This is a genomic window from Rhodoflexus caldus, from assembly GCF_021206925.1.
Lineage (GTDB): Bacteria > Bacteroidota > Bacteroidia > Cytophagales > Thermoflexibacteraceae > Rhodoflexus > Rhodoflexus caldus.
In genome coordinates this window covers 90415-116534 of sequence record NZ_JAJPRF010000005.1, presented here as the reverse complement: position 1 = coordinate 116534, position 26120 = coordinate 90415, and the positions used below count along the sequence as shown (strand labels likewise).

Annotated in this window: 8 protein-coding genes, 1 tRNA gene and 1 CRISPR repeat array; of the genes, 4 read left to right on the top strand and 5 right to left on the bottom strand. The window is 47.3% G+C overall.

From position 1 onward, the window contains the following. Nucleotides 1-53 precede the first annotated feature (53 nt). Together NDK19_RS08060 and NDK19_RS08055 are read left to right on the top strand one after the other, a co-directional pair. Nucleotides 54-1403, top strand: a complete 1350-nt coding sequence (locus NDK19_RS08060; RefSeq protein WP_250631360.1) for a saccharopine dehydrogenase C-terminal domain-containing protein — start codon at nt 54-56, stop codon at nt 1401-1403. A gap of 334 nt (nt 1404-1737) precedes the next feature. Then, nucleotides 1738-2628: a hypothetical protein gene (locus tag NDK19_RS08055; protein ID WP_250631359.1), complete on the top strand. Its 891-nt coding sequence runs from the start codon at nt 1738-1740 to the stop codon at nt 2626-2628. Between the two features lie 79 nt (nt 2629-2707). Further along, a CRISPR array of direct repeats spans nt 2708-8136; the repeat unit is 36 nt; unit sequence GTTGTGGTTTGATTGCAAAATTGGATTGACTAACTT. A 108-nt stretch (nt 8137-8244) separates the two neighbouring features. Here NDK19_RS08055 and cas2 read toward each other — a convergent pair. The 5 genes from cas2 to NDK19_RS08030 all read right to left on the bottom strand — a co-directional run bounded on the left by cas2 (nt 8245) and on the right by NDK19_RS08030 (nt 16447). Next, nucleotides 8245-8592 (bottom strand): CRISPR-associated endonuclease Cas2, encoded by a 348-nt coding sequence (gene cas2, locus NDK19_RS08050; RefSeq protein WP_250631358.1) that lies wholly within the window; start codon nt 8590-8592, stop codon nt 8245-8247. A 2-nt stretch (nt 8593-8594) separates the two neighbouring features. Then, the gene (gene cas1, locus NDK19_RS08045) at nt 8595-9560 is read right to left on the bottom strand and encodes a type II CRISPR-associated endonuclease Cas1 (RefSeq protein ID WP_250631357.1); all 966 of its coding nucleotides are present in this window, start codon (nt 9558-9560) and stop codon (nt 8595-8597) included. A gap of 80 nt (nt 9561-9640) precedes the next feature. Next, nucleotides 9641-13405, bottom strand: a complete 3765-nt coding sequence (gene cas9 / locus NDK19_RS08040; RefSeq protein WP_250631356.1) for a type II CRISPR RNA-guided endonuclease Cas9 — start codon at nt 13403-13405, stop codon at nt 9641-9643. A gap of 300 nt (nt 13406-13705) precedes the next feature. Then, nucleotides 13706-13777 (bottom strand) — tRNA-Glu (locus NDK19_RS08035). 78 nt (nt 13778-13855) lie between these two features. Beyond that, nucleotides 13856-16447 (bottom strand): T9SS type A sorting domain-containing protein, encoded by a 2592-nt coding sequence (locus NDK19_RS08030; RefSeq protein WP_250631355.1) that lies wholly within the window; start codon nt 16445-16447, stop codon nt 13856-13858. 320 nt (nt 16448-16767) lie between these two features. On the opposite strand from NDK19_RS08030, the gene gatB reads away from it, so the two are divergent. Continuing rightward, the gene (gatB, locus tag NDK19_RS08025) at nt 16768-18249 is read left to right on the top strand and encodes an Asp-tRNA(Asn)/Glu-tRNA(Gln) amidotransferase subunit GatB (protein ID WP_250631354.1); all 1482 of its coding nucleotides are present in this window, start codon (nt 16768-16770) and stop codon (nt 18247-18249) included. 188 nt (nt 18250-18437) lie between these two features. Then, complete coding sequence (gene sov / locus NDK19_RS08020; protein WP_250631353.1) at nt 18438-26045, top strand: T9SS outer membrane translocon Sov/SprA; 7608 nt, start codon at nt 18438-18440, stop codon at nt 26043-26045. Nucleotides 26046-26120: the final 75 nt, after the last annotated feature.

Here is a 26120-nt window from a genome sequence, read left to right as displayed (position 1 = left end):
CATCGGGAAAATCTATCTTTGCCCGAAGATAGATTTTCCCTTTTTTATCCATTATGAAACACATTCTTTTGCTGGGCGCAGGCCGTTCTTCTGATGTTTTGATTCATTATTTATTGGAACTTTGTCGGAAAGAAGGGCACCGCCTTACGGTGGCTGATGCCGTTCAGGAGACCGCACAGGCCAAAATAGCTGCCAATGGCGGAAATCATGCGTCGGCAAAAGCTGTTATGTTGGATGGCAACAATCGCGAGCAATGTCGCAATATTGTGCAAGATGCCGATGTGGTGATTTCGCTGCTGCCCCCGGCTGCCCATCTGACTGTTGCCAAAGCCTGCGTGGAATTTGGCAAACCCCTGCTGACCGCCTCCTACGTATCGCCTGAAATGCGTGCACTGCACAAAGAGGCGGAGGAAAAGGGCGTACTGCTACTCAATGAATTGGGCTTTGACCCGGGTATAGACCACATGTCTGCTATGCAAATCATAGACAGGCTGCACCGAGAAGATGCCGTCATTACGGCTTTTCGCTCCTATGCTGGTGGCTTGGTCGCACCCGAATACGATAACAACCCATGGCACTACAAGTTTACATGGAATCCGCGCAACGTGGTGCTGGCAGGCAAAGGCACGGCCAAATACATGATTAACGGACAGGCAAAATATGTACCTTACCATCGTTTGTTCAGCCATACCGAAGACGTTTTTATAGAAGGCTTGGGAGACTACGAAGGCTATCCCAACCGCGACTCCATCATTTACAGGGAACTGTACGGTTTGCGGCAAATACCAACCATTCTGCGTGGCACGCTGCGTCGGAAAGGATACTGTGCCGCATGGGATACGTTCGTTCAATTAGGGCTTACCGATGACGAAATCATTATTGAAAACTCTGCCGATATGACCTATCGAGAGTTTGTCAATATGTTTTTGCAGTACAGCCGCATGTATCTGGTAGAAGAAAAACTTGCCAAAATGATGAACGTAACGCCCAAGTCGGATTTGATTGAAAAAATCAAATGGTTGGGCTTGTTCAGCCATGACAAAATCGGATTGGAGAGAGCAACACCTGCGCAAATTCTGCAAAACCTGTTGGAAAAAAAGTGGAAATTGGAAGAAGGCGACCGCGACATGGTCATTTTGCAACATCGCTTCGAGTACCACAAAGCGGAAGGCAAATTTGAAATAGTGTCCGATTTGATAGTTTACGGCGACGACAGCCATCATACAGCCATGGCAAAAACAGTAGGGTTGCCCTTAGGTATTGGGGCTAAACTGTTGTTACACAATCAATTGTCGTTAAAAGGCGTACAAATTCCCGTTGTGCGCAGCGTGTATGAGCCCGTGCTGGCAGAACTTTCCGCAATGGGCATCAGTTTCCGCGAAAAAGAGCGGCCAATAGAATAGGCCGACATCTGTTTGAACAGGGGGACAAGAAATTTGCTTTCTCTTTCAAGAAAAAACAATCAGACGGCTTTAATTCTCTTTTTTATACAAAAACCTGAGAGGTCTCAAAGGCCTGTCAGGTTTTTTGCAAAATAATCAACCGATAATGTGTGAGTGGAGGGCGCTACCTGCAATTATATGTAAACTCCGTTATCGATTCGGATATTGCAGGGCAAGCAACTTGTATAATAGGCTGTGTATGAACGATGTCCCGACAGTATCCGGCGGCAGTATGGGGCTGATTTTGGCATATATCTTGTGCCGATTTATCTGATTATCAACCTAATACACGCCTATGAGTACTCTCAAACAAATGCGAGGGTGGCAGATTGTTCTCATCTGCTGCCTGTTGTTGGTTGTTGCTCCCCTCTACTCGCAAGTTACTACACCATGTTACATTGTGGAAAACTTTCAGTCTGTTTGTACACAATCTGCTCCTAATCGTAAGTTTACGATTTCATTTACTTTTAAAGTAAATCCTCCGACCACTACGCCTCCACTTGTTGCTGTTAATATCGCTTCCATGAGCGGTGGAACAATCAGCGTAAGCCAAGTACCGCTACAGAACAACCAAGCCAACATATCGTTTATCTACGATGAGGCTGCCGTTGCTCCTTCGCTCGCTTTGCGATTAGCACCTACCAACGGACAAAATGAGGTTTGCCGTGCTGTCAGCAACTTCAATCTGACTCCTTGTGCCGCTGTAAATTGCAATCAGACTGTATCGTTTGCACCTGTCATAGCTTCTGTAGTAACAGATGCTTTAGCCTCATTGCGGAATGAACAAACCGTCAGCTTTACGGCCGGATTACAAACCGGGCCGGGCAGTGACAAAGTAAGAGGTATCACTTATGAGGTTAGCAATGTCAAAAGAATTATCAAGTGCCCCGGCCAACCCGATAAGGTGTTAGACTGGATTTTAATTCCTTTGACGCATGAGCACTTCCAAAAAACACCTGCCGATTATAAATGGATTAGCACGAGCAGTGCACAACTGCTTTACCCGGGCGGGCGCGACTTTTCAGCTACCGGAAAAGGCGATAAACTCTGGAATGCCATGTTTTACTTGCCGCCCAAAGTACAGGGCTGCAATGAAGAGTTTACATTCAACCTGAAAGTGTTAGTAGAGTTTGAAAATGGCTGCATCAAAGAGCAATCTTTTGCTAATCAGAAAGTTACGCGCTAATTGTTGGTTCTTCCAAGAATAAATTATCTGAGCAATTTATCCGAAGAAAGCACCGATTAATGTGTGCTTTCTTCTTTTTGTTGTGGTTTGATTGCAAAATTGGATTGACTAACTTCCCACTACGGCGACCGCCGCGATGTAATGAGTTGTGGTTTGATTGCAAAATTGGATTGACTAACTTGCACAATATCCACATCATGCTGCAACTCCAGTTGTGGTTTGATTGCAAAATTGGATTGACTAACTTACGCGGAAGCGTTTTAACGACGAAATCAAGTTGTGGTTTGATTGCAAAATTGGATTGACTAACTTCAGCCAAACCAACGATGTAGGGCTTAGTCTGTTGTGGTTTGATTGCAAAATTGGATTGACTAACTTAACGGTTACTAAATTCACAACCAACAAGCAGTTGTGGTTTGATTGCAAAATTGGATTGACTAACTTGACTCAATTTCAGGCGAACGCCGCGAGGCGTTGTGGTTTGATTGCAAAATTGGATTGACTAACTTTTGCTTCGCGAACAGGTTGCTGATTTACGGTTGTGGTTTGATTGCAAAATTGGATTGACTAACTTTAGTCCGCTCATCATCAGCCCATGCACCCGGTTGTGGTTTGATTGCAAAATTGGATTGACTAACTTGATTTTGGTAAACTTCCTACGCCATCGGAAGTTGTGGTTTGATTGCAAAATTGGATTGACTAACTTTAGATATTGATTTCAATAGCCTCGACAGCAGTTGTGGTTTGATTGCAAAATTGGATTGACTAACTTAGAAGGCAGACACAAGGAATATGAACCTTAGTTGTGGTTTGATTGCAAAATTGGATTGACTAACTTAGATTCAGCAGCTTAAATTAAAATTGCGAGTTGTGGTTTGATTGCAAAATTGGATTGACTAACTTTGGCGGCCAGACCCGTCGAGCAAATGGAAGTTGTGGTTTGATTGCAAAATTGGATTGACTAACTTTTGTAATCGGCTTGTACTTTTACTTGCGATGTTGTGGTTTGATTGCAAAATTGGATTGACTAACTTGCACACAACGCCGACGAGAGGCAAACAAAGGTTGTGGTTTGATTGCAAAATTGGATTGACTAACTTTCGCGCACCTGTGCAAGTGGCTGACTGCCAGTTGTGGTTTGATTGCAAAATTGGATTGACTAACTTCATTACTAATATAACAAGAAAAAGAAGTTGTTGTGGTTTGATTGCAAAATTGGATTGACTAACTTCATCCCTTGAAGCGCAGTTGCGGCAAAGCGTTGTGGTTTGATTGCAAAATTGGATTGACTAACTTGAGGAGTCCGCAATATTGGTTTGCAGTACAGTTGTGGTTTGATTGCAAAATTGGATTGACTAACTTGCATCGGGCACCCGCCAACAATGCCAACAGTTGTGGTTTGATTGCAAAATTGGATTGACTAACTTGCCTATCCGAGTACGCAAATAGAGAAAGTAGTTGTGGTTTGATTGCAAAATTGGATTGACTAACTTGCTGCAAAAAGTACAGGAAGAGCGCGAAGAGTTGTGGTTTGATTGCAAAATTGGATTGACTAACTTACTATTTCCAACTTATTGAACTGCTTAACAGTTGTGGTTTGATTGCAAAATTGGATTGACTAACTTGTTTACAAGACTTGTTGAAATCGGTGCGGAGTTGTGGTTTGATTGCAAAATTGGATTGACTAACTTATTAGTCTTTCAGCCGTTGCATCATCTTACGTTGTGGTTTGATTGCAAAATTGGATTGACTAACTTTTCAGCCACCAGCTTTTCACGCTGATTACGGTTGTGGTTTGATTGCAAAATTGGATTGACTAACTTTGAACTGACAGAAAGCCCAGAACGGGATATGTTGTGGTTTGATTGCAAAATTGGATTGACTAACTTATTGGTTGATGTAAATGTGCTGTGGAACTTGTTGTGGTTTGATTGCAAAATTGGATTGACTAACTTGACAGACACCAGTTATACGAAATATTAGAGGTTGTGGTTTGATTGCAAAATTGGATTGACTAACTTGCTGCAAAAAGTACAGGAAGAGCGCGAAGAGTTGTGGTTTGATTGCAAAATTGGATTGACTAACTTTGTAAAGAAACAAATCAGAAAGCACGGCAGGTTGTGGTTTGATTGCAAAATTGGATTGACTAACTTTATTGACCAAGCCGAATTGGCTGCTATCCAGTTGTGGTTTGATTGCAAAATTGGATTGACTAACTTTCAGCCCGATGAAGCGGTTTATTTTACGCTGTTGTGGTTTGATTGCAAAATTGGATTGACTAACTTGCATCGGGCACCCGCCAACAATGCCAACAGTTGTGGTTTGATTGCAAAATTGGATTGACTAACTTCGGCTGCCGTGCGCACAAACGTGCCCCGCAGGTTGTGGTTTGATTGCAAAATTGGATTGACTAACTTGGGTTGCCTCTTCAATACCAAATCGACTTAGTTGTGGTTTGATTGCAAAATTGGATTGACTAACTTGTGCGCCGCCGCCTTTTGCAAGTGTGGGATGTTGTGGTTTGATTGCAAAATTGGATTGACTAACTTAGACAGGTAGCGGCGCAGCACATCGGAGATGTTGTGGTTTGATTGCAAAATTGGATTGACTAACTTATAATCTGGAATTGCTGATGGGCAATTCATGTTGTGGTTTGATTGCAAAATTGGATTGACTAACTTATTAACATTACGCCGTTGGAAGACAAGTTGGTTGTGGTTTGATTGCAAAATTGGATTGACTAACTTAGTTGCATAGTTTAGTTATCCAATGTGTAGTTGTGGTTTGATTGCAAAATTGGATTGACTAACTTGGAAAGGCGAGAAATTTGAGCGCGGTACAAGTTGTGGTTTGATTGCAAAATTGGATTGACTAACTTGCCGAACGGCGCGATATGCGACAGGCACGTGTTGTGGTTTGATTGCAAAATTGGATTGACTAACTTAGTTGCGCCTCAAAGAGATTGAAGCACAAGTTGTGGTTTGATTGCAAAATTGGATTGACTAACTTTATTTCTTTGATTCGTTTCGTGAAGTTTCGGTTGTGGTTTGATTGCAAAATTGGATTGACTAACTTCCCGAACGGTGTCCTCCAACGTGTAGCCAGTTGTGGTTTGATTGCAAAATTGGATTGACTAACTTCTGAGTTTTGAAACGGGGTTAAAAGTCATCGTTGTGGTTTGATTGCAAAATTGGATTGACTAACTTCATCAGGAAATACTCCAAGCCTGAGCGCAGTTGTGGTTTGATTGCAAAATTGGATTGACTAACTTCTGGGAATAGAAACAGAGTACTTCCCAGATGTTGTGGTTTGATTGCAAAATTGGATTGACTAACTTAGGCGGTTTTGCTCAATGTTTCGCATTCAGTTGTGGTTTGATTGCAAAATTGGATTGACTAACTTCTTCCATTTCTACGGGTCTCATGGCAAAGGTTGTGGTTTGATTGCAAAATTGGATTGACTAACTTGTGGGACAACGCGCTTGGCAGGGCAGTAGTGTTGTGGTTTGATTGCAAAATTGGATTGACTAACTTAATGCGGACATTATCCCATCCGTTGTATGGGTTGTGGTTTGATTGCAAAATTGGATTGACTAACTTAAGACAAAAGTGTAAACGGCTTGGAAGGCGGTTGTGGTTTGATTGCAAAATTGGATTGACTAACTTGTTACCCTGTGGTATTTGCTTAACGTGCGCGTTGTGGTTTGATTGCAAAATTGGATTGACTAACTTCCGCCCAAAGAAAAGCCGAAAAAAGTGCCTGTTGTGGTTTGATTGCAAAATTGGATTGACTAACTTATCTGCGCGTAGCTGCGACTACGAGAATCAGTTGTGGTTTGATTGCAAAATTGGATTGACTAACTTGTTTACTACTTCCTACTGGCGAAATGCTAGTTGTGGTTTGATTGCAAAATTGGATTGACTAACTTCGCGGCGAAATGAGTACTTTATCTAAGTCGTTGTGGTTTGATTGCAAAATTGGATTGACTAACTTGCGCACCGCCGCAGCTTGCCCGACCACCAAGTTGTGGTTTGATTGCAAAATTGGATTGACTAACTTGTTGATGCGGCGCTTAGGGATTGGTACAACGTTGTGGTTTGATTGCAAAATTGGATTGACTAACTTTCACAATTACTTCACAGTAGGCTATCACAAGTTGTGGTTTGATTGCAAAATTGGATTGACTAACTTCCGTCCGTCCATATCAAGACGTGCCACTGCGTTGTGGTTTGATTGCAAAATTGGATTGACTAACTTATAAAGCCTTCTCTGAAATTGAAGGCCACGGTTGTGGTTTGATTGCAAAATTGGATTGACTAACTTACAAGCAACGTGTCGGTGGCATTCTAAACAGTTGTGGTTTGATTGCAAAATTGGATTGACTAACTTCCGTACGTTGTACGACGGTTGCCGGTAACGGTTGTGGTTTGATTGCAAAATTGGATTGACTAACTTAACTAATATTTCTGAAGCAGCCGAAGCGAGTTGTGGTTTGATTGCAAAATTGGATTGACTAACTTACGAGACCGCCAGAGGCATCCCAAGCACCGGTTGTGGTTTGATTGCAAAATTGGATTGACTAACTTAATCAGCGACTGAGGAACGCCAATCGCGTAGTTGTGGTTTGATTGCAAAATTGGATTGACTAACTTTACACCACTTTCAGCCGCAAATCACTACGTGGTTGTGGTTTGATTGCAAAATTGGATTGACTAACTTTACACACCTTCTTTGGTAAACTCTTCGACAGTTGTGGTTTGATTGCAAAATTGGATTGACTAACTTAGGTCATTGCGCTTGAAAAGCAGATACAGGGTTGTGGTTTGATTGCAAAATTGGATTGACTAACTTCTCTACGCTGCCTTGTTGATACTTGGTTTTGTTGTGGTTTGATTGCAAAATTGGATTGACTAACTTCGCAAGTCGGTATGACCGAAGATGCATTCAGTTGTGGTTTGATTGCAAAATTGGATTGACTAACTTGCGTGTCTATATCGCCACTTGGACAATTACGTTGTGGTTTGATTGCAAAATTGGATTGACTAACTTGCGACAGTTACCGCGTAGGCGAACCCGTTGTTGTGGTTTGATTGCAAAATTGGATTGACTAACTTAGCTGCGAAAATGAGCGGTACGAAAGCCTAGTTGTGGTTTGATTGCAAAATTGGATTGACTAACTTGTTTGTTGCCTGCGGCGCAGGAGTGTGTAGTTGTGGTTTGATTGCAAAATTGGATTGACTAACTTTGTCTGACTCGTACAGCTCAAGCAGTTTGGTTGTGGTTTGATTGCAAAATTGGATTGACTAACTTTGCGCTTTGGCATTCAGGAACTGATTCTGGGTTGTGGTTTGATTGCAAAATTGGATTGACTAACTTTGGTCTTCTATTTAAAAGCTATGCCTTGTGGTTGTGGTTTGATTGCAAAATTGGATTGACTAACTTGCGGGCGAAATAACCGTTTTCAGCGAGCCGGTTGTGGTTTGATTGCAAAATTGGATTGACTAACTTATTACTTGATACATTTTGCTGATTGTCAAATGCTTATCTTGTAATAGGGGCTTAAAAAAACGGACAATACCTCGCCTTTTATGAGGTTTTGCCCGTTTTTTTTCGCTGTCAGAACAACTCGAGTTGTGGTGGGCTGGGCGGTGGCGGCTGTGCAGAAGTGCCCCAAAAGTTTCGGATGTTACCGAACTGCCTGTCGGTAATTCGCAAGATGCTTACCATGCCTTGGGGCGGTACCATTTTTTCCACCCGCAGGGTGTGCATATCGGCACTTTCGTGGCTGGCGCAGTGCCTGATATATACCGAGTACTGCATCATGGAAAAGCCGTCTTTCAGCAGTTTTTTGCGAAAATCTGTTGCAGCCTTCCGTTGTTTCTTGGTTTCAACGGGCAGGTCAAAAAATACAAAAAGCCACATGGTGCGATAGCCGTTTAGGCGTTCTTGCAGTTTGACATTCATGGTCAGGCTACGTTTTCGGCATCGTCCGCACCGGCATCGGTCATGCGGGAGCGTTTGGCACTTACTCCCGGCAGGGTAGGATATTGCAAGCGTACTTTGCCGCCTTCGGCAAAAGCACGTGCAAGGTTTTGTGCACAGCGGCCGATGGCCACCATCAAGGGGCTGGTTTCATTGCCAAAACAGGCATCTTGATACAAGATGCCGAGCAGTTCTTGTTTGTTGGCAGGATTGAGTACGTGATAATCGGCGCGTTGTTCGCGCATGAGCCAAACGGTTCGGTCTACCCACGGGCGAAAAGGCTCCATCAGGTCATCGGCCAAACAAAAAGCATTGTAGCGGTTGCGGTGGTGAATGCCTACGGCAGGCAATAAGCCAGTGGCTGCCAAAGCGCGGGCAGCGGCAGCTCGCAGGATGGCATAGCCGTAGTTTAATCCCGGGTTGGGCGGCAGTCCTTCCGGGTCGCGCCTGAAATTTTCACCCATTAGTGCCGGCCAGTAGTGTTGCGCTGCTTGTGCCTCATAGTTATCGGGGTCGCCGCTGCGGATGTTGCTTGTCATTTTGCGCAGGCGTGCAATGGCTTGTGGCAAACGGGTGGTAAGTTCCAAAACAGCGGCCTGATTGATAATCTTACTTTTTACGGTTTGCTGCCATAACTGTTTGCAGAGCGGTTCGGATGCTGCCAATTGTTGCCTCAGCCTTTCTGTTTGTACGTAGTGCGTATCAAAATGGTAGAGCATGGAAGCCGGCATGTGTTTTTCGTCACAGAATAAAACGGCTACGTTATGTGCAGCCAGCAACTGCAAAAGTCCGGCAGTAATTGTTATTTGCGGATGTTCAATAACAATACAGCCGATGTCTTCTATGGGGCGTTGCTGTGTGTGTTGTTGCTCTTTGTCGGTAAAAAGCAATTGGCCGTTGCGTGTGCTGAGGTGATAGGCACGAGAGAAAGACAGGATTTTCTTTAACATAGGTATCAGGCATGGAGGTAAGGAGAGAGAAGGATGTAAAAATGGCGGCTGCTTTTGAGGCAACCGCCATGTAAAATGGGTTAAACCCGCACAATATTGCCCAGCGCATCTAAGCGAACTTTGATGGGGTGCTGCTCTGTGAAGAAGCTATTAAGACTCTTAATATATTTTCCTTCGTGCACTATGTCGACTGTTGCGGCTTTGTGAAGGCGGAAGTAATAATCCCCAGCGGTAAGTTTTTGCACTCTGTATAAATGTGCAGAAAGCAGCGAAGGATTATTCCACTCTATTTCATCCGGATGAAGTCCTAATAAAAAAAGTTCATTCTTTTGTAAGGTTAATATTAAGTGATGGCCTTGGGAGTTAACTGTGGGAAAAACATCTATTTGCTGCTTTTGTCGCTCAACGGCTTCCCAGAAGGTAACTACCCGCTCATGGTATTTGCCTTGTGCATCACGGTAGATGGCTACGCCGTAGTTACCGCCCGGTTTTACCCAACGGTTTACTTTGCCGGGCAGTGGGACTGCCGTACCCAAATTTTCAGCTACACGCACTTTCTTAACAGGTACAGGTTCGCCGTTTTTGTTAGGCATAAAAACCTTGGGAATTTTTCTGCCTTCGGCATCCGACTCAAAAAATACGTTTTTGGCTTTGCTAAAATCGGTTTTGGGATTATTTGTGTCAATGCCTATTTCCTGCAAACGACGGATAACTTGTTGGCGCACGCCCTCATCTACGATTTTATGTACCTGCTTCATCGTGGTGATGCTTTCCAAGGGTTTGCGTTTGCGGTACTCTCCTTCACCGGTTTTTTTGTTTTTATGGAAGCCGTAATAGCTTTCCTCATGCAATGCTCCTTTTGCCGTCATGCCTTGGGCAAGGTATTTCTTCCCGTTCTTTTCTATGTGCTTTTTGTTGTCGGCAACAACTTTTTGTTGTGGCTGCGGATGAACGGTGAGCAGTTCGCATAGCGCCGCACGCACATCAGCGCGGAAGGTACGCCAAGGCAACGGGAAAAGGTTTTTTTCTTTGATTTCTTTAAACTTTCGCCCTTCGCCTATGAGGGTGGCAATTTTTTGCAGGTGGCTTTTTTGCATACAGGCAAGCGTAATAGCATCTAAGGCGTGGTGGCGGTGGTCGGCGCGGTTCTTACCTGCCAACAGTTGCCCCTGACGGCCTGCCGGATGAAGCTGCACGAGTCCCTGAACGACCCGTCCTTGCTTTTTGAGGGCTTCGCGGTTGCTTTTGTTGATCTCTGCATTAGTGCTCCATTCATACATTTGTACCGGTCGGTCTTTGGCATCCAAAGCGGCCAGATACTCCTGTTCATTTTTCAGATTGAACTTACTGATGTCTTCGTGGTAGAGCGGTATGACAGTCTGCATGACACCTTCTATGTTTTCCAGCCCCCAGTAGTGCTTCAATAGGGCAGTGGCTCCTCCTTGGGCAACTATGATATTCTCGGCCTTACAGATTTGCGCCAAGTAGTTTTTAGCTTCTTTGGCTATGTAGCGCGTATCGTTGAGTTGGCGGCTGATAAATCCTTCGGGCGCAGGTGCTTGCTCCGACAAGAACCGCTTCAATTTGCTGTAAGGGAACGAATCGGGGATGACGGATTTGTTTTGCTGTGGTTCTTCCGTTCCGCTGCGTTTTACCATTTGCCAAAGGCGCGTTTTGATTTCCTCCCATTTTTGCGGGTTGCTGCCGTAAAACTGATAAGGTGTTTGCTGACCTTTTTTGAGGTTTTCACTCGCTTCGCAAAGGGTTTTGTTAGCCATGCTGTTGTCTAAGGAAATGCTGCGCGGCACAATGTGTTCTACCTGAAAGCGCGCATTAACAAACAAGTCTTCAAAAGAAATTTTTTTGCCTGTATAAGGGCATACTTTCCGACATTCTTCCCATAAAATCCACTTTTGGATGTTGTCTATCGTAGGCGGCAGCCCTTTTTCGGCCAGCAATCGCTTCGCCTCATTGTTGATGCGCTCGTTCCTGTTGATGGTGCGTTCCATTTCCTGTTTTTCGCGTTCCGAAAGGTTCATTTCGCGTGCCAGCTCAATCACAATTCGGTCGGGGCGGCCATAAGTAGCCATGATACTGTTTACTAATTTGCGGAGCGCTCCCAGCACCTTTTGCACCGTAGGGTTACGCACGGCAGGCGGGAAGCCAAGTTCCGATGCATCCCCGGGCGGGTTTTCCAAGTCGCTGTGGTGGTAGAGGCGTTCCAAATCGCGGTCGGTACGGCTGTACGTTGTTTTGAGCCATGTTTTGATGCGGTCAATGCTTTTTCCTTCGCTACTGTTTTGCCTGATGATGGCCACAGTCTGCTGTTCAATTTTGCTCTTTTCTTCGGGTGCAAATTCCTGCCAATCTTTCTTGAATACGCGCTGTATGCTGCCCAGCAAAACGGCTTCGGAGTAGATATACCCTTTTTGCAAATAAGGCATGATAAAGCCGATGGCTCTATGGCTCAAATTGGCATAGCCTTGTTCAAGCCGTACTTTTTTAATGAGTGCCAGCCTTTCATCAGGTAAGTTCCAGCCGTGTTTTTGGGCATGTTCTATAATTTTATCCGTATTGTCGAACGAATAAAACACGTGCCAACGTTTCATCTGCTCTTCGGGGCTGAGGTGTTCCCAAATGTTTAAGCGTCGGTCTATTTCCGGTTGCGGCAGTTTTTTCCATTGAGCTTTTTCTGCTTCGCTCAATTTTTCAACATATTCTTTTTCCGAATAGTTAAACAGCTTTCGCAAGCGTGCAATGGTTTTGTTACCGGGGATAATTTTGTCATCAGGGTAATTAAACGCAGCATCCGGCGATTTTATCAGTTTTTTGATATCTTTAAATGTCAGTTCTTCTTTCTGGTTGAACAGGGCTACTAATTTTTGCCGATAAAGTTCTCCGCCCGGGCAGTCAATCAGTTTGATACCGTTCATTTCAATACTATTGATGAACTGGTACATCCTGAACTGCTCAAAAATCGGAGAACTTTTGGGGCATACGGTCAAATAACGTTTGCTTTCTTTTTTGTTTTTGTCCTTCACATAGTCAAACTCGAAGGTACATTTGCGTACAAGGCTTTTTTGCGACTTGAGTTTGCGTTGGAAAAACAACACGCCCTCTTTTTCATCGCCTATTCGGTGTTTTAGCTCATCGGTCAGTAAATCGGGGTAGTATGCTTTTTGCTTTTTCCAAATACTGTCAAACTCTTTGAGGTACATGCTGCGCAGGGTGTAGCGATTGCGTCGGCGCTCTTTGTGCGGATTTAGCCCTGCCAAGTATTGCCCCAGTGTTTGCTGTCCCATGGCTTGTCTGGTTTCATCAATGCCCTTTTTGTCGTCTTTCGGGTTGCCGGTGTAGATTGCGCCACTTTCGTCCGCGTCCGATTCTGCCAAGCGGTTTTCTTTGTAGCCTCTTCGCTGTGCCATGTGGTAGAACACACGCCCCAGTTCATATAGCGACAATTTCTTCCCTTCTACTGCCTCTTTACGTTTTTCGTAAGGGTCTATCCTGAAAAAGCCTCTCAGGTCATCGTCGAGTTGCAGTGCTTGCAGTCGTGCTACCAAGTCTTCGTGTGGTACAGGCGGAAACATTTTATGCTCCATCAATAACTTGATTAGCAGAAGTTTGCGCAAGCGCGTGCGAAAAACCTGCCGCCTGAGTTGTCGTTTTTGTCGGCGAATAATGCCCGGATTGTCGTTTTCTTTGCCACCGGCTTTTGGGATGATGGTTCCTGTGCCGAGGATTCGCCCTTGCGGGTTGTTATTTAATTCGTCAGCGTTGTGTTCTACCAGTGCCCAGCCGATAGAATTTTCCCCAAGGTCTAAGCCTAAAATTTTTTTTCCCATAAGATTGACAGTTATTTGGTTGATTGCTTGAAATTTACTACATTTGCTCAGCAATCAATCAAGAAACGTATAAAATAATCCAATTTTGTATTTCTTATCACAATAAGGCTATATGCCGCAGTTATTTTCGCCCTGTGTACTCCGCGGGGCTTTTTTATTTTTTCGGGAGAGGGTGTCTGCAGCCGTTGTAAGGCAGATGGAGGACGTAGCGGCAACTAAAAGTGTAAATCAGATTGGCATACCGGAACTTGGAAAAAACAAAAAAGGCGCTGATTTTTTCAGCGCCTTTGGAAGGTTTCGTACACCGTACGGGAATCGAACCCGTGTTTTATCCGTGAAAGGGATACGTCCTAACCCCTAGACGAACGGTGCGTTCCTTAATTGTGGCACAAAGGTAGGGCGGCTAATTTTATCTTGCAATACCCTGCCGCATTTTTTTTGAAAAATCTTTTAGTGCACAATCTTATGACGTTTCCACGTGCCGCCCAAAGTGTTGATTTCCACTACATAAACGCCTTTGGCTGCTTGCGGGAGGCCGACGCGTTGCAAATGGTTGCCGACGGGAATTTCTAATGCCTGACGGCTGATAACAGCACCGGTCAGCGAGTAGATAGTGAGTGTAGCCTTGTCTTGCTTCTCAAATTGGGTGCGAATGGCAACATCGGCACTGCTTCCGTCGTGGTAAACTTCTATGAAGTTGCTGTTTGCCGCATCTGCTGTGAGGGCAATTATTTTGGAATAAGTGAATGTACCGTCATAATCTACCTGACGCAAGCGGTAGTAGAATGTTTGCGGTACTTCCAAGCGGTCTTCGTAGCTGTATCGCTGCAGGCGGTTGCTGTTGCCTATGCCCTCGACAAAAGCAATTTCTCTAAAATTGATGCCGTCCACGCTGCGTTCTATGCCAAATCCTTGGTTGTTCTTTTCTGATGCGGTTGTCCATGTCAGTATATTGGCAGTGCCTGTGTTTCTGCCGCTGAACTCTGCCAGTTCTACGGGCATCAATATGCTGCAAAGCATACTTGCCGTACTGTTCTGGGCGCTTCCGCAGGCATTGGTAGAAACCGTCAGATTATAGCCCATATCGTTCACAGCGCCTCCACCGGTAACGACTTTGTAGCGCAAGGTAATTTGTCGTTTGGCCGGTGTTCCGCCCAGTAATGTATTGCTTACTACCTGCGGCCCGTTGGCGGCATTGGCAGCGGCATTAGCAACTACCGGATTGTTAGTTATCGGGCTGGCAAAGCTATAACCGGGCAGCGTAGGGGTCATAGTAAATGACAGTACAGGTAATGAAAATTTAGCATCGCTGTAAACTACATTTACATCAAGAAATTCGCCATTGGTAAATATGCAAGGGTCTGCACCCGGGAAAAGTCCGCCAATATCAAACAACGAATTGTCATTGAAAAACGGAATCGTCAGGCGGTCTTCGGCCACATACCACCATGTATTGATGGTTTCGGAGTTACCGTTGGCGCCTCTGCCTGTGAACCGGTGGCAGCCGATAGTACCTGCGGAAATGGCAGCAGGGTAGGCAGGAGGGACAGGCGAAGGAGTACAGCCTGCCAGATTGAGATGACCATCAAGTGATGTACCTGCCGGCATATTAGTTGTGCCGTCGGTATCGTCCCAGTACAGGCGTGGCGGTGTTACGGGATTGCCGCAGGCATTGGTGAGCGGGCGAACCAAACGAACTATAAAACCATTCGGGTGGTCTTCTATGTCATAAATAGGTAAGTTAGTTCTGCCCGCCTGAAAGTTTACGATAACGGAAATATCACCGTTGGGTACTTGCACGCCCAGACCGTCCAAACCGTCCCATGCAATACATTTAGTTTCCGGCGCTCCCGGGGTGTTAAATTGAGTGGTCAGGCGCACGTCGCGGGTGCCGGGCGTAAATATGCCGTCAGGTGTTGCGGGATGCAAATCTATTACAACTTCCACCTCTCCGTTGGCCTGTGCCGTTACATTGATACAATAAGGTGAACTCTGGTCGCATTGTTTCACCGAAGCGGTAAATAAACACCCGATAGTACCATTGGGAAACTCATTAATATCAGGATTTTGTAAGAAAATGCGATAAAGCGGCGTGTGTAGCGCTGCGGGTGCAGTCAATCCCCAGCGCGAACGGCGATTGACAACGAAATTATTGGCAGGTGTGGCAGGGAGCGTAGCAATACCGTCGCGGTTGCAACTGACAACAAAGCCGAACGGGCGCATCCCGTTAAAATTGATTTCTGTTACCACACCATCGTCAGCATATGGGTAAGCCCGACCGTTGTAAGGAACATTGCCTGCACCCGTGTTCAGACACCATGCCCGCGACCACAAACGACCGGGAAGAGCCGTAGCTGTTGCACTGCCCGTTACTGCGGTAACTGCGCCCGTAGTTGCATTTTGAGTCGTAACCGTATAACCGCCTACGCCTGTGGCAACGGTTAGGTCAAAGAGTTGAAGCAAGGCCTTGCGGTTGGCTGCGGGCGTAACCACCGTATTAGTTGCTATATCGTAAGTTTCAAATTCAATGCGATAATCGCCTGTAGTAGCAGGTGTGAAAACATAGGCATAGTAGCCACCCGCGCCTACTAACTGTGCCGGACCTGCCACGCAACGATTATAGGCAGCCAGATTTTCCGCGCCGATGAATCCCTGACCGTTTACGGGTACGGGCTGCTCCGCCCACACAACCACTCCGGCAGGGTTGAGAATGCGGAAACGCAATTGGCGTTGAGGATTGGCAGCGGCAGTAGGCAAAGGCAGCACCTCATTCACGGGGCTAATATTGGCATCACTTCCCATATTGGTGGTTTTATAGCGCCCAAAGCCGAAGTAAACCCGTTCGTTGGTGCTTCTGATACGGAAATAAAGTCGGCGCTCATCGGTAGCACCGTAGGCGGCAAAATTATTCGTAGTGGCAGGGTCTAACAGGTGCAAGAAACCACCATCGTTATATGTAGGGCGCATTTGCGGCGTACCTTCGGCATATAGAAGCAAGCGACAGAAAATCAGCAGGACGGTAAGCGGTAGAGCAGTTTTCATATGCCTTAGAATAGTTATATATTTTATTGGATAACACCAAAAAACGTAAATCCGTATGTATGCTGCAAAAGTCTTTGACAATTACCTTGTATGATTTGCAGCACATTTGCCGTTTTTATAATCCGATTGATTAATTGTTGATGGCTATTTGTTAATAAAAGCCCTGTTTTTAAGCCTTTCAAACACGATTATTGCATGTTTTGTCAGATAAGCTATCGTGTGTATGTTTTTCATTATTGATGTGAATTGTTTTGGCTAATAATCGGCATCTGTCTGAGGAGTATCCGCGCTTTTCCCTAAATTCGCAGGCGTTAAAAACTATGAAGACAGTTTCGGAAGCTATTTTATCCCAATACGAATTAGTTGTCGGATTGGAAGTGCACGCGCAGTTGAGCGCACAGAGTAAAATTTTTGCCGCAGATGCCAACCGATTCGGCGATGCTCCCAATACAAACGTGAGCGTAATTACGCTGGGGCATCCGGGCACTTTGCCCATGTTGAACGAAGCAGTGGTAGAAATGGCCATTAAAATGGGGCTTGCCTGCCATTGCGAAATTTCACGCTACAACATATTTGACCGCAAAAACTATTTTTACCCCGACCTGCCCAAAGGCTTCCAGACCACACAAGACAAAACCCCCATCTGCAAAGGCGGTTATTTGGATGTAAAAGCCCGCAAAGGCAACAGCAAAGACTATTGGATAAAGCGCATCCGCCTGAATCGCATCCACTTAGAAGAAGATGCAGGCAAGTCTATCCACCCTGCCGATGCCGATTACACGCTCATAGACCTGAACCGTGCCGGAACGCCGTTGATTGAAATTGTTACCGAACCCGACATTCGGCAGCCGGAAGAGGCCGCCGCTTATCTGGCCGTTGTGCGCCGTATTGTGCGCTACTTAGGCATTTGCGACGGCAATATGGAAGAAGGTTCTATGCGCTGCGATGCCAACGTTTCCGTTCGCAAAAAGGGCGATACGAAACTGGGACAAAAAGTAGAGATAAAAAACATGAACTCGATGCGTAACGTACAGCGTGCCATTGAGTACGAGTTTGTGCGCCAAGTCGGAGTGTTGGAAAGCGGCGCAAAAGTAACTTCCGAAACGCGTCTGTTCGACGTAAACAGCGGGCGTACTTTTGCCATGCGCACCAAAGAGGAACTCAACGACTATCGCTATTTTCCGGAGCCGGACTTAGCGCCTTTTGTAGTAACCGATGAAGACCTGATGCGCATTCGTGCGGCGATGCCCGAGTTGCCCGAGCAACTGGTGGAAAAGTTCCAACAAGTATATCAATTGCCGGAGTACGATGCCGCCGTGCTGACCGATGAGCGCGAAATGGCCGTGTATTTTGAGCAGGTTTGCGCACTTACCAAGCACTACAAGGCAGTTTCCAACTGGCTGATGGGGCCTGTGAAATCCTACCTGAACGAAACGGGAAAAACAGCAGCCGAAATGCCGCTTACCGTTCGTCAGTTGGCCGATGCCGTAGAACTGACCGAGCAGGGAGCGCTCAGCTTTTCGGTAGCTTCCAAAGAACTCTTTGCCGCCCTTGTCAATCAGCCCGAAGCGGCAGCAGAGGCCACCGCGCGCCGATTGAATTTATTGCAGGAAAGCAACACCGATACGCTGTTGCCATTCATTCGGGAAATTGTGGCGAAATTTCCAAACGAAGCAGCAGCTTACAGAAAGGGCAAGAAAAATTTGTTGGGCATGTTTATGGGTGAGGTAATGAAGGCTTCCTCCGTTAAGATAGACCCCAAAAAAGCAGGCGAACTGTTGCGGCAGGTGCTGGAATCGTAATTTAAATTATATGCCGTCGGTAACTTCTTACATTTGTAAAGTCCATGCTTTTTTTGCTTACTTTGTAACTTGTGTGTAATCGCCTATGACTCAAATTTACCCGATTGGTACAATAATCAGGGATGATGTTTAAAAATAGTTCTGTCGCAGGTTTTTGTTGCCTGTTGTTCTTTTGCTTGCTGGGCTGGATGGAAGAAGCCCGCGCGCAAGGGAAGCCGGGGCGCAACCCAACCACCCGACCTACCCAGACAAGACCTGCCAACCCGACTGCTGATATTTCATTGTCGCCGGATACTACCGACTTGGAAGAGCCGGATACGACCCGTTTGGGCAGCGGCATAGACCGAAAAGCAGCCACTCGCCCCTTTTCGCTGACCGACCGCGAAATGGGTCGCTATTCCGGTTTTTTCACACCCTACCGCCAGCGCACCTCGCCGCTGTTGGGCAAACCCTTTAATCCGAAGATAGAATTAGACCCTGACGGGCAGTTTTACAATCTGCGCCAGCAAATCGGCAACTTCAACTATCGCACGCCTGCACGCGCTCCCTTCGGGCAGGTGGAGCGGGCACGCAATACGGAACTTTCACGCGATTACTACCGCACGCTTTCGCGGGCTGCCGATGGTACAGACCCCGTAAAGTCGGGGCGACTGATTCCGCTGATTAAACTGCCGCCTTTGGCCGACAGGCTGTTCGGTGGCAGCAACTTAGACATCCAGCCCAACGGAACCATCTTGCTGGATTTGGGCGGCAAGTGGCAGCGCATCGAGAACCCGCAGATTCTTTTGCGGCAGCAGCGCAACGGCGGTCTTTTTTTTGACCAGCAGATTCAACTGAACATGGTCGGAAAAATAGGCACCAAGCTCAACCTGAATTTTAACTGGGATACCAAGAGTTCTTTTCAGTTTGAAAATACCTTCCTGACAGGCTACACCGCACAGGAAGAAGACATTATACAAGAGGTCAAAGTAGGGAACGTCAGTATGCCCGTCAGCAATGGCCTGATTACCGGTGCGCAGAACCTGTTTGGCCTCAAAACCCGCTTGCGCTTCGGCAAGTTGTGGATTAATGCCATCGCATCGCAGTCACGCGGAACGGTGGAGTCCATGCGCATTCGGGGTGGGGCACAAGTGCGCCCCTTTGAAATCCGCGCCGATTCGTATGACGAAAACCGCCACTTTTTCTTGGGGCAGTTTTTCCGTCATAACTACGAGCCATCGTTGCGTACCATCCCTGTTATCACATCGGGAGTGGTAGTAACGCGCGTGGAGGTGTACGTTACCAACCGCAACAACAACACACAAACGCTGCGAAACATTGTTGCTCTGCTGGATTTGGGCGAAGGAGAGCCTTTTCGCGCCAATAATCCCAATATTGCGCCGGCAACAGGGCGGGGGCCTGCCAGCAATGCCGCCAACCGCTTGTTTGCCAATGTAGAAGCCAATGCTGCCATTCGCGACCCCGACCGCCTGACGGGCGTTATGGAACAGACCTTCGGGCTGATTAAAGGCTCCGATTATGAAATGCTGCGCGGTGCGCGCCGATTGCAGCCCAATGAGTTTGTGTTGCATCCCAATCTGGGTTACATCTCACTCATTACACCGCTGCGCAACGATGAAATTTTGGCCGTATCTTTTGAATATACCTACAATGGTCAGGTTTATCGGGTGGGCGAGCTGACCGAGAACTACCAGAATCGCCCCAACAACGATATCATCATCATGAAAATGCTCAAACCTTCTACCATTCGGAAGGACATTCCCTCTTGGGATTTGATGATGAAAAATATTTACTCCCTGCAAACGCAGCAATTGGAGCGCACCAATTTTCAGTTGCGCGTAATTTATCGCGACGATGCCACAGGGATTGACAACCCCAATTTGCAGGAAGGTGCCAATTTGAAAGACGTTCCGCTGGCGCAAATCATGCGCTTAGACCTGCTCAACCAAAACAACGACCCGCAACCCGACGGCAACATTGATTTTATAGAAGGCATCACGGTAGATTCGCGCAACGGACGGATTATTTTTCCCGTGTTAGAGCCGTTCGGTTCACATTTGGAGCGGCAGTTTATTCCGCAATTGGAACAGCAACTCATTAACAAGTACGTATTTAACGAGTTGTATCGTGGTACACGTGCCGATGCGATACTGCTCACGAGCAAGAGCAAGTTTTTCCTCAAAGGCAGTTTCCAATCGGCAAGTTCTTCCGAAATACGCCTGAACGGCATTAACATCGCCCGCAATTCGGTGCAAATTCGTGCCGGTGGCACTATGCTCACCGAAGGAACGGATTATACTGTTGATTATCAGATGGGTACAGTGCGCATTACCAATACGGGGATTCTCAGTTCGGGCAAGGAAATTATCATCCAGTACGAGCGACAGGATTTGTTCAACTTCCAAACCCGCAACTTGGTAGGTACAGATTTGGAGTACCGTTTCAGCAAAGATTTCCGTTTGCATACTACACTGATGCACATGAACGAGCGCCCGAACATTTCACGTGTCAGCATTGGTGCCGAGCCTACCCGCAACACCCTGTGGGGCTTCGGGCTGAACTACCGCAAGGAAAGCCGCTGGCTGACGCGCATGGTGGATAAATTGCCGTTGGTAAGCACCAAAGCGCCTTCTACCATTGCTTTCAGCGGCGATTTTGCACAGATTATCCCCGGAGCCAATCAACTCATCGGTACAGATGGAGGTACTTCATATATAGATGATTTTGAAGGGGCTGAGGTGCCTTACGAGTTAGGCCGACAACCGCAAAGTTGGGCATTGGGCAGTACGCCTAACCAATTCCGACCCGTAGGTCGCAACAACCCGTTGGAGTATGCTTACCAAAGGGCGCGAATGGCGTGGTACACGGTGGACAATACCGTATTTTTCAATCGTGGATTAGGGCAGGCGCCACCTTCCAACATCAGCCAGCAAGACCGCTGCAACCACTATGTGCGCCCAATTGCTTTTGATGAGATTTTCCGTGGTCGAGACCCGCAAATGTTGAATAACCCCGACTTGACCATGGATTTGGCATTTTATCCCGAAGAGCGGGGGATGTATAACTACAACCCCAACCTGACCCCTGACGGTCGCTTGCCTAATCCGCGGCAGAACTTTGGCGCAATCACCAAAGGCATTACCTACGACATTGACTTTGACAACATCAACATCCAGTACATAGAGTTTTGGTTGTTAGACCCCTTCATACGCGGCGTAAACGGCCAAATTATTACCAACGTGAACGGGCGGAATGTGGGTATCAATAATACGACGGGCGGCAAACTGTACTTCAATTTGGGCAGTATTTCGGAAGACTACATTCCCGACGGGCGGCACGGCTTTGAAAACGGCCTACCCACCAACGACACCGACCGCGATACAGTGCGTACCGACTGGGGCGTAGTTACGCGCAAACCTTACCTGACCAATGCTTTTGCTGCCGAACCGGGGGCGCGGGCACGTCAGGATGTCGGTATGGACGGTCTGAACGATGAAGGCGAGCGTCAGTTTTTCCGCAACTATCTCAATCAGGTGCGAGGCAGGGTAAGCGGCGCAGCCTATGCGCAGATAGAGCGCGACCCTTCGGGTGATAACTTTAACTATTACCTCTCCGATGAGGCTACCGCACAGGATTTGAAAGTATTTGACCGCTACAAGTTTTTCAATGGTATGGAGGGCAACTCTCCCGAGGGGGCAGGTACGCAATCCAACAGTTTTTTGCCCGATAATGAAGACCTGAACCGCGACAATACGCTGAACGATATTGACGCATATTACGAATACGAAATTGACTTGCGCCCCGGCAGATTAGACGATAACCCTTACGTGGTGGATAGGGTCGTAACTTCCTCACGCACAAGCTGTAATGAAGACGTTACATGGTATCTGTTCCGCATCCCCATCCGCGACTTTACCCGCAAAGTAGGCGATATCAACGATTTTAAATCCATCCGCTTTATCCGCACCTACATGACCGACTGGGAGCAGCCTGTGGTATTGCGTATGGCGCACTTTCAGTTGGTAGGCGCACAGTGGCGGCCGTTTTTGGAGAGTTTGGAACAACCCGGCCTGCAAGTGCCGCGCGAGCCTACCCGAACCATATTTACCGTTTCATCGGTAAATGCCGAAGAAAACGGCCCTGAAAAGACAGAGTCGGGGCGCACGCCTTATGTGCTGCCGCCGGGCTTCGTTCGCGATTTGGATTTTGCAAGCAACACACAGGCGCGCCGCAATGAGCAATCTCTGCGTTTGTGCGTGGACGACCTTGCCGACCGCGATGCCCGCGCCGTTTACAAAAACTATGTGGTGGATATGGTGAACTACGAACGCATTAAGATGTTCGTACATGTAAGCCCTTTCAATCGCCTGAAACCGCTGAATGACAACGACATCAACGTATTTGTCCGCTTTGGTACAGACTTTACCGAGAACTACTACGAAGTGCAAATGCCTTCGCAGGTTACGCCGCCCGGCACCACCACTGCCGAAGGAATCTGGCCGGAGGAGAATAGTTTAGACATCGCGGTAATGGATTTGATTAATGCCAAAGCCGAACGCAACCGCTTGGGGCTTTCGCTGCGGCTGCCTTACATTACCCAAATAGGTCGTTTTCAGGTTACTATTGTGGGCAACCCCGATTTGAGCAGCGTGCAAACCATCATGATTGGTATTCGCAACCCTGAAACCACGGATGGAAGGCCGCAGTCGGCTTGTATCTGGGTGAACGAGTTGCGGGTGGCGGGCTTCAACCGTCGTTCGGGATGGGCAGCGCAGGCGCGCCTGAATGCTACCCTTGCCGACTTGGCGGTGGTAAACGCCTCTGTTCGCTACTCTTCGCCGTTCTTTGGCGGCATACAGGATAAGATTTCGCAGCGCACCCGCGAACATTCCTTAGAGTATGATTTGGCCTCTACCATACAGTTACACAAGTTTGGTTTGGAGCGCATCGGCCTCAACCTGCCCATGTTTGCCAGCTACGAGCGCCGCCTGATGACACCGTACTTCAACCCATTAGACCCCGATATGCCGCTGGAACTTGCCTTGGAAACGCGCCCCGGTGCCGAGGCTATCGGTTTGCGCAACTTGGTGCGGGAAGACATGATTCGGCGCAGCCTGAACTTTACCAACGTGCGCAAGAACAAAGTAAAGCAAGGGGCAAAATCTCATTTGTGGGATGTGGAGAATCTGGCACTGAACTTCTCTTTTGCCGACGCACGCAATACCAACATCCGAACAGCCGAATACATTGAGCGGTTTACCAAAGTCGGCTTGCAATACAACTTTAATAATACCTCAGCCACCCCGTTAGAGCCTTTCAAGAATGTGGTATTTCTGGATGCACCCTACCTCAAATTCCTGAAAGATTTCAACATTAACCCCATGCCTGCCAGTGTTACTATCACAGGCGATGTGGACAGGCGCTTTATTAAAACACAACTGCGCAACTCTGACCTCAATACGCTTGGCATAGCGCCGCTGTATGAAAAGGCATTTACCTTCAATCGCGCTTACAATGTGCGTTGGAGTTTGACAAAATCGCTGGGGCTGGACTATAACGCACAGGCTTTCAGTATTATAGACGAACCGGTGGGCGAAATCAACAACGAATTGATTGACCCGCGTCGCAATATCACCCGCCGCGATTCGGTGATTAATAACATCCTCCGTTTAGGGCGGATGAAGAACTATGTGCAAACCGTAGGCGTGCAGTACGAAGTACCTTTCAAAATGTTTCCTGCTACCGATTGGCTCAATGCCAATGCGCGCTATCAGGCAGGCTATACATGGACGGCCGGCGCAGTGGGCATAGCCGATACTTTGGGCAATGCCATGCAAAACAACAGCGGGCTGCGGGTCGCAGGGCAGATGAATATGCGGACACTTTACAACAAAAGCCGTGTATTAAAGGCGCTGTTGAGCCCGAATCAGCAGGGCGGGCAGGCAGAACAATGGGGCGAAGCCAGAAAACGCCGCTTGCAGGCACGCATAGAACGCAACAATAAGCGCAAAAACGTATTGACAGGCGCAGAGCCAACCGGCAACGGCATTACGCCAATGGGAGGGCAATTGCCAACCACGCTTACCCCGCGCCAACAGCGCTATCAGGCCAAAATAGACCGCTACGAAGGTAAAATTCTGGAAATACAGTTTGATTCGGTGCGTTACGGCAAACGCATCAGCCGCTACCGCGATAAGATTGCGGCATGGAAAATCAAGATGAACCCTTCGGAGTCGCTGCGCCTGAAAGACAGCATCCGCCAGATTCGTCAGGCGGCCAAAGTAAAGCCGATTGATTCTGCCCGATTGGAGAAGAAACTGGCAAAAATTGATGCGCGAATTGAGCGTTTGCAAGCCAAAATAGCCGCGGTGGAAGCCCGACAGGCCGCTAAGAAATCCGTTCCTCTGAAACCAACAGGTGCGCCTGCTACCATCGCGCGCCTGCTAACCTCTGTTCAGAATGTGCAACTGAACTACGATGTTACCCGCAATACCATGATTCCGGGCGTGCTCACCGTGCCTCGCTTTTTGGGTATGGACAGGGACTTTAATAATCCCGGTTGGGGCTTCGTATTCGGCAGTCAGGACAGCGGCATCAAAGACCGCTTGGCACAAAGCAATGCGTTGTCTGTCAGCCCATTACAGAACAACTCATTCATGCAGGGGCGCAACAGCAATCTGGGAATTATTGCCAATATTTCACCCGTCAAAGACTTTGACCTGCGCATGGATTGGCGCAAAATTACTACCGGCAGTTACAGCGAAGTATTCCGATTCAATACTGCGCTGGGGGCGCATGAGTCGCAGTCTCCTATGCGCAACGGGCAGTACAGCATCAGTTTTAATACGCTTCGCACGGCCTTCCGCGGCGATAATTCGGCCAACCAATCGCCCGTATTTGACAATTTTATCCAAAATCGGGAAATCATCCGCCGTCGGATGGAAACCGAAGTACCCGGTGCCAACTTTGACTTAAACGGGCAGGATGTGCTGATTCCTGCATTTTTGGCCGCTTACACAGGCAGAGATGCCAACAGTCAGGCGCTTTCGGCTTTTCCGCAAATTCCGTTGCCCAACTGGCAACTGACTTACACCGGCCTGACGCAATTGGCGTTTTTCAAGCAAAATTTCCGTCAGATTCAGATTAAGCACAGCTACAAAAACGACTACAACGTGGGCAACTTTACTTCTTCGCTGCTCTACGGCCCCGATTTTCTGCGGTTAGACATTCGCGAACATGCCTTGCCATTCCCGATTATTGACCCTGTTACACAGGCCATTGTGCCTATTTTCGTGATGAATCAGGTAACGATTGACGAAAACTTTGCGCCGTTGCTGGGTGTAACAATGCGCACGACCAAGAATATGACTATCACGGTGAACTACAACAAACGCCGTACTTTGGGACTGACGCTGAACAATGCGCAAATCAGCGAAATGCGCAACGATGATGTTACGGTGGATGTGGGTTTCACAAAAGCCAATCTGAAAATTCCGTTTAAGATTAACGGCGGCTATACGGTGTTGAAAAACGACCTGACCTTCCGCATGTCGTTTACCATCCGCGATACGCGCACGCTGCAAAGACGTATTCAGGATGGGGTGCAGGAAAGTATTGCCACCATGGGCAACTACAATTTGCAACTGCGGCCTACCATCAACTACGTGGTAAATCAGCAGGTAAGCGTGCAATTGTACTTTGACCGTCAGATTAACAATCCGCTGGTTTCCAACTCTTTCCGCCGAACAAACACTGCCTTTGGTTTCCAAGTGCGCTTCAATTTGGCACAGTTGTAAGCAACTGAAATGCGATGCTTAATCAGGCTACAAAAAAACCTGACAGACTTGAAGCCTGTCAGGTTCATTTTTTAC

Coding starts and splice junctions, on each gene's coding strand:
- NDK19_RS08060 (WP_250631360.1), top strand. CDS start 54: ATGAAACACATTCTTTTGCTGGGCGCAGGCCGTTCTTCTGATGTTTTG.
- NDK19_RS08055 (WP_250631359.1), top strand. CDS start 1,738: ATGAGTACTCTCAAACAAATGCGAGGGTGGCAGATTGTTCTCATCTGC.
- cas2 (WP_250631358.1), bottom strand. CDS start 8,592: ATGAATGTCAAACTGCAAGAACGCCTAAACGGCTATCGCACCATGTGG.
- cas1 (WP_250631357.1), bottom strand. CDS start 9,560: ATGTTAAAGAAAATCCTGTCTTTCTCTCGTGCCTATCACCTCAGCACA.
- cas9 (WP_250631356.1), bottom strand. CDS start 13,405: ATGGGAAAAAAAATTTTAGGCTTAGACCTTGGGGAAAATTCTATCGGC.
- NDK19_RS08030 (WP_250631355.1), bottom strand. CDS start 16,447: ATGAAAACTGCTCTACCGCTTACCGTCCTGCTGATTTTCTGTCGCTTG.
- gatB (WP_250631354.1), top strand. CDS start 16,768: ATGAAGACAGTTTCGGAAGCTATTTTATCCCAATACGAATTAGTTGTC.
- sov (WP_250631353.1), top strand. CDS start 18,438: ATGGAAGAAGCCCGCGCGCAAGGGAAGCCGGGGCGCAACCCAACCACC.